The sequence below is a fragment of the Paenibacillus sp. EB106-05-06-XG162 genome (assembly GCF_058791655.1).
Window position 1 is genome coordinate 49,537 of record NZ_JBYTDT010000027.1, and the last position, 6,634, is coordinate 56,170.

The following is a 6,634-nucleotide window of genomic DNA, read 5'->3' on the forward strand; positions in this document are numbered from 1 at the left end:
AATTACCTATACGAAACTTCCGAGAACAGATGGGTGATCCTGTACCACAACCAACTCATGGCCTCGTCGATTTTCGTTACTTGACCTGAAATATGGGCAGTTGAAGCCAAATTCATCGATCCATCGATTACGGTAAGATTGCCGTTCACCTCGCCATAGACTTCCGCCTGGCCATTCTGCACGGTCAGATCTCCCGCTACGCTAAGACCTTTAGGCACAATCACCTTATCTCCTTCGATAATCAACTTATCGAGATCTGGTCCCTTCACCATCAAGTCACGATCTTGATTCCAGAAACTTAACGCACTAATGAACATGACCATAAAGAACATCGCCGCCACCGTAACCGCAGGGTGATTCTTCATCCATTGCATCCAAACACGTTGCTTTGCTTTCTTAGGCAGGGATGCCATGATATTTGCTGTAACAAAACCCGATATCGGCTCAAAGTGCTGTGTTTTGGTGCCAAACAGCATCAGTTCTGTACGCTCTAACTGATCATAATGCTCCATACACGCAGGGCATATCGCAAAGTGCTCTTTTAACAGCAGTATTTGATCGGGTGCCAGCTCATTATCCAAATAGTCATGCATTAAAGAGAGGGCATGCTTGCAATCCATAGGAGCCATTCCTTTCACATCATTATGCTCAGTATACCGATACTGTAAAATACGTACTGGCTTTAAATATGTTTCAAAAATTTAATCTGTTTTATTTTTCCATTTATGTGAACGATGCACCTATCGCCTCAACTGTTTTCCATGTCCATGGTATTCAACAATAACATTACTATAATTTCCGCTCTAACTTCTTACGTAAATATTCCCGGCCACGATGAACACGAGTCTTAATCGTTGTCACGGGCATGTCCAATACATCACTAATCTCCTGCAGCGATAATTCCTGCAGGTATCGAAGCACCATGACTGTCTTATATTTCGCAGGCAGACTCTCAATCGCTTGACGAATCAACTGCTGTGTCTCCGATAAGAGCAGCTCACTCTCCGGCGTTCGATCATCACTCGGTAGAATAGAATACCCATCCACACCTTCTTGATCATTCATCTCCGCATCCAGAGAATAGGTTGGTTTCCGTTTGCGCAACCGATCGATACATAGATTCGTACCAATCCGGTAGATCCATGTTGAGAATTTCTGGTTCTCATCGTAACGGTCTAAATTTTTGTACACCCTTAAGAACGTATCCTGCACGACATCTTCTGCTTCATGTCGATTACTCAGCATACGATAAGCGAGGTGAAATATTTTGTCTTTATAGAGTTCAACGATTTCAGCAAATGCTCGCTGATCACCTTTCCGTGCCAGCAGAGCGAGTCTTGTTTCCAGAGTAAACCCCTCACTTCCACATACTAACCCAAGCAATATAATAAATGGTAATCGACACCAATCGAAATTGCAAGGTTATTCGTTAACCTTCTCTCCATATGAAAACCGAGCGCCATCAGTAGTCGTTGGCGCTCGGCTGTATAAAGAAAGAGGATCAACCTGTGTTCCGCAAGCCCGCTGCAATGCCGTTGATCGTCAACAACACTTCACGCAATAGCTCCGGATCATCTTCCCCTTGATCACGTAGCGTACGAAGCTCAGTAAGTAATTGTACCTGTAAGTAGCTGAGCGGATCGACGTAAGGGTTACGCAAGCGAATGGACTCTTGAATGACTCGAGAATTATCTAGAATCTCTTGCTGTCCTGTGATCTTCAAGATCAGCGACGATGTCAGATGGAACTCTTCTTCAATAGAGGAGAAGATGCGATCCCGAATCACGTCATTGTTAATCATGCCTGCGTATTCTTTCGCAATAATTAAATCGGCTTTGGCTAATGCCATCTGCAACCCGTCAATTAAGGAGCGGAAGAATGGGAAATGCTCATACATTTGACGTAATGTATCCAAGTTCTCTTCCTTGTCCTGATAGAAGCTCTGTATACCTGTACCCGCTGCATACCATGCAGGCATCAAGTATCGGCTCTGCGTCCAAGCGAATACCCAAGGGATGGCACGGAGATCTTCGAACCGGTCGCTGTTCTTCCGTTTGGAAGGACGGGAACCAATATTAAGCTCACCAACCTCTGGAAGTGGCGTTGATTCCTTAAAGAACGTTAAGAAGTCTGCGTCACGGAAGATTAGATCCTGATATTTCGTAAGCGATCGTTCCGACATATTCCTTACAATGTCTTCCCACTCACTCTCGTGCTCTTCCTTCTCTTCGCGACGAGCGCATAGCGCTGCTGTGATGAGTGCTGAAGTCGCCTGTTCTAGACTGCGGTAAGCAATTCCCTTCATAGAATAACGGGAAGACAGCACTTCACCTTGCTCCGTAATCTTAATCCCTGCCCCAATCGTATGCGGCGGTTGTGCCATAATACTGCGGTTCAGCGGCATACCTCCGCGGCCAAGCGATCCTCCGCGGCCATGGAAGAACTTCAGCTTGACGCCGTATTCACTCGCTGCTGCTGTAATTTCATTCAGTGCAACGCGCAATTCCCAGTTCGCTGTGACTACGCCACCGTCTTTATTACTATCCGAATACCCGAGCATAATCTCGTGTTGGTTATTCATCGATCTAACCGCTTCACGATAAATCGGCAAGTTGAACAACGTCTTCATAATATCAGGTGCTGCATGCAAGTCTTCGATCGTCTCGAACAATGGGACCGCCTGAATCGTACAACGCAGGTCACCGTTCTTAAATTTCTTGAACAAACCTACTTCCTTCGCGAATACCATCACTTCAAGCATATCACTTGCACCTTGCGTCATACTGATCAGATAACTCGAAATACAGTTCACACCGAATTCGTCCTGTGCTCTGTAAATCGTACGATAGACATCGAGGCATTCGTTTGTAGATTCACTGTACTTAATATGAATCGATGTAAGTGGACGCGGATCATTCAATACACGGTTCAGAAGATCAATCTTCTCTTCTTCTGTTAAGGCGCTGTAGTCCTCCACAATCTGCATATGAGATAGGATCTCGGTCATCGCATTCTCATGCTCTTGGCTATGTTGGCGAATATCAAGCGTCGACATATGGAAACCAAACAGCTCGATTTGACGTATTAACTTACGGATATGGGTATCAGCTACGAAATCCGCATAGTGATAACGAAGACTGCGGTCAATAATCATCAGCTCTTGAATGAACTCCTGTGGTGAATTGTAACGAAGCGGTGTTCCCTTCGTTGATTCATCCAGAATATTCGATAGCTTCTCGAGCATGAAGGATATCTTCACGCGGTAAGGCTCTTTCTCGTTATGCCAGAACTCAAGACGTTTCACTTCAATAAGCTCACGATCTACTTCAATGGAAGCTTTGAGTTCTTCGGACACTTCGATCACACCCACACTAAATGACATCGTGCGGAGCAATTCCTTCAGAACCTGTTCATATTTAAATAATGCCATTTGGCGATGCATCTTCAGCGTCTCCCATGTGACATCGGAAGTAACCGAAGGGTTCCCGTCACGGTCGCCGCCGATCCATGAGCCAAATCGCAAATATGTCGGTACATGCCACTGATGGGCAGGATAATATTTCGTTAAGCAGCGTTCCAGCTCTTGATACACTTCTGGCAACACATCGAACAATGTCTCATGGAAATAATAAAGACCGTTACGAACTTCATCGAGCACGGTTGGTTTACGGTCACGTAGCTCATCCGTCTGCCATAGCGTCAGCACTTCATTCAGAAGCTTCTCACGTAATTGCTCACGCTCACGGAACGTAAGATTCGGATTATCAAGCTCCATGACATCTTCAGAGATCCGTTTGTGGATATCGAGGATCGCACGTCGCATCGCTTCCGTTGGATGCGCCGTCATGACAAGTTCTAATGAAATCCCAGCAATAATATCTTGAACCTCTTCATAGGAGATTTTATCTTCCTTCAGCGCAAGAACTACATTTTCAATTGAACCTGGTTGAATGGCTTCTCCGGCGGAACGCTCGTAATCACGTTTTCGGCGAATTCGATGATTCTGTTCAGCAATGTTCACCAGCTGGAAATAAATCGCAAACGCACGAATGACCTGATGCCGAATCTCCGGATCAAGTGACATAATGACTCGTTTGAATTCATCATACAATTCTGGGATAAATCCCGCGCGTAATGATTTGCTCAATTCCCGGACTTTCTCTACTATATCAAGAAGTTCGTTACCACCTTGGTGGACGAGCACTTCACCCAGTATGTTCCCAAGAAAACGCACATCACGACGAAGCAAGTTATTTGAGTTTGCTTTCCCCACGATCAATGTAGACTCTGTCATCGTTATCCCCCTATCCATCTCTATATTCCCATACAAAAAAAATGCTTTCTAAACATAATACTATAAATCGACACGAAAATCTTTACTTTTATTATAAAATACAGGATTAATATTCATGTATTTATGCAAGCCATAAATTCGATTCATAACACTTCATAATGATTGCTCAGCACAGGTTGCCCTCATGTTAGATATAAAATGTACATGGATATCCTTGTAAACCGATATCTATTTATTATTCTTCATAAAATCCAATGAGGACAACTGATCCGAATCCACTAAATCCGTTTGTGGCTTGTACGTCACCAATAATTATATAGGATTGAAACTCTTACAAAATAAGCACTTGCCTATATCTATTCAGACTCATATTGATGTCATATGGCAGATCTCCACGCACAAATAAAATACGCAAAAAAGAATATATATACACAAATATTACGAATTTCAAATCATTTCCTTACAAATATTTTCAAGTAAATTTCAAATCCTCCGCTAATATTCTGAAAAACATTGGACCACTTACCTCGGTTCATCATTAATATATAGTACAAATGCAGCACATGGATGGAGGGCGTCAATAGCAATTAACAGATGACCTAGCCTAGAACGGCATAGAGCTAACCGGTCTCGGTGATTTTATGTTGTCCTATCACTGCTGAAAGCTCGCACGGAGATAAAACAGCAACAATCTTCTGCAAATGATTGATGTTCTGTAGGAAAAGTAATAAAAGCCACCTAATGGGTGGCTTCTTCATTATCTATGAGCAGGTGATGGGAATACTCCCTCTGTCTCATCAGCTTTCAGCATTGAGGCTGACTCGAACAACATCGGGACGCTCGTCCACCGAGACCATCATTCACGGTCTCGAAATTGACGGTCGAACCCTCTGTGGGTTCTCTCCCTACACAGCGGCTACACAATAAAAAAAGCCACCATAATGGTGGCTGTTCATTTTATTCTGGAGCGGGTGATGGGAATCGAACCCACGCTATTAGCTTGGAAGGCTAAAGTTCTACCATTGAACTACACCCGCAAATAAATGGTCGGGATGACACGATTTGAACATGCGACCCCCTGGTCCCAAACCAGGTGCTCTACCAAGCTGAGCTACATCCCGAAAAAATAAATGGCGCGCCCTAAGAGATTCGAACTCCTGGCCTTTTGATTCGTAGTCAAACGCTCTATCCAGCTGAGCTAAGGGCGCATATAAAGTTGTAATGGAGCGGACGACGGGAATCGAACCCGCGACCCTCGCCTTGGCAAGGCGATGCTCTACCGCTGAGCCACGTCCGCATATTTATTTCTTAACAGCTTGTACTTCATTGCTGCGTTTCATCAGCGACAAGTAATAATATATCAAAAATCCAAAGTGATTGCAAGTGTTTTTATAAAAAAAATTTACAAATCATAATAATACGCTTGCAATATCTAATAATTACTTCAAGTACGTAGTATCAAATACACCCGCCTGAACCGCTAGTACGTGTGATTCATTGCCTGACCTAGTGAATATCAACAAATGTACAAGCAGCATACTTATCCATATCCTGTAAATATATTTTCACGGAACTATCCTAATGAGTGATGACGCTGTCCTGCGATAATATAGCATCAGGAGCTTGTTCTAATACACTCAGAGGACTGCAAACGGAAATACTGCTTTAAGCGAAGTAACACAAACACAAGCTACAGGAGATGCCACACATTCTGAAGGGTTTCAGACTGTTACTAACGGATCCATATCCCATGCTGAGGGATGGAAGGGTGCCAGATGATACAAGTAGCAGCTGTCAATTCCTTTGCAGCAGGACAGGCTACAATCTCGAGTGCGAGTGCGGCTTTATCTACAGCCATTGGATTAAATCTAGATGATAATAGCCAACCGAGCTAATGGAATTGGTTCACATACAGGAGGAAATTACACCAAGACAAATGTAGCATTCTCACATGGTCTGCCACTATACCGGGATTAGAGCTAACGACGCCGACCAACTTGAATCTGATCGCCGCCACAATCGAAGGTTTCGAAGATAGCCACATCTTCTAATCAATCGCAGGTATGAAGCAAATCTCCGCAAATGTTAATCAGATCCTCTTAAAATAATTACTGTATATGCAAAAAACCCTGCAGATCAAATGATCAACAGGATTTCGATGTTGTTGGTATGGTGCGCGTAGAGGGACTTGAACCCCCACGGTCGCCCGCTAGATCCTAAGTCTAGTGCGTCTGCCAATTCCGCCATACGCGCACATGAGATAAAAACTGGTGAGCCATGAAGGACTCGAACCTTCGACACCCTGATTAAAAGTCAGGTGCTCTACCAACTGAGCTAATG

General features: G+C 43.9%; 3 protein-coding genes and 5 tRNA genes. All 8 read right to left on the minus strand.

Annotated features, from left to right (window positions below):
- Positions 1–2 precede the first annotated feature (2 nt).
- The 8 genes from AC3WU2_RS29730 to AC3WU2_RS29765 all read right to left on the minus strand — a co-directional run bounded on the left by AC3WU2_RS29730 (position 3) and on the right by AC3WU2_RS29765 (position 6,547).
- Positions 3–620: a zf-HC2 domain-containing protein gene (locus tag AC3WU2_RS29730; RefSeq protein ID WP_492458456.1), complete on the minus strand. Its 618-nt coding sequence runs from the start codon at positions 618–620 to the stop codon at positions 3–5.
- A 169-nt stretch (positions 621–789) separates the two neighbouring features.
- On the minus strand, positions 790–1,383 hold the full coding sequence (sigW, locus tag AC3WU2_RS29735; RefSeq protein ID WP_018759843.1) for an RNA polymerase sigma factor SigW: 594 nt from the start codon (positions 1,381–1,383) through the stop codon (positions 790–792).
- 118 nt (positions 1,384–1,501) lie between these two features.
- Complete coding sequence (gene ppc / locus AC3WU2_RS29740) at positions 1,502–4,294, minus strand: phosphoenolpyruvate carboxylase (RefSeq protein ID WP_492458457.1); 2,793 nt, start codon at positions 4,292–4,294, stop codon at positions 1,502–1,504.
- Positions 4,295–5,257: 963 nt separating this feature from the next.
- Positions 5,258–5,331 (minus strand) — tRNA-Gly (locus AC3WU2_RS29745).
- Positions 5,332–5,338: 7 nt separating this feature from the next.
- A tRNA-Pro gene (locus tag AC3WU2_RS29750) sits at positions 5,339–5,415 on the minus strand.
- A 10-nt stretch (positions 5,416–5,425) separates the two neighbouring features.
- A tRNA-Arg gene (locus tag AC3WU2_RS29755) sits at positions 5,426–5,502 on the minus strand.
- Positions 5,503–5,516: 14 nt separating this feature from the next.
- Positions 5,517–5,591 (minus strand) — tRNA-Gly (locus AC3WU2_RS29760).
- An 873-nt stretch (positions 5,592–6,464) separates the two neighbouring features.
- Positions 6,465–6,547 (minus strand) — tRNA-Leu (locus AC3WU2_RS29765).
- Positions 6,548–6,634 lie beyond the last annotated feature (87 nt).

Excerpts from the sequence above, each read along its gene's own strand:
- AC3WU2_RS29730 (WP_492458456.1), bottom strand. The coding sequence starts at position 620 with ATGGATTGCAAGCATGCCCTCTCTTTAATGCATGACTATTTGGATAAT.
- ppc (WP_492458457.1), bottom strand. The coding sequence starts at position 4,294 with ATGACAGAGTCTACATTGATCGTGGGGAAAGCAAACTCAAATAACTTG.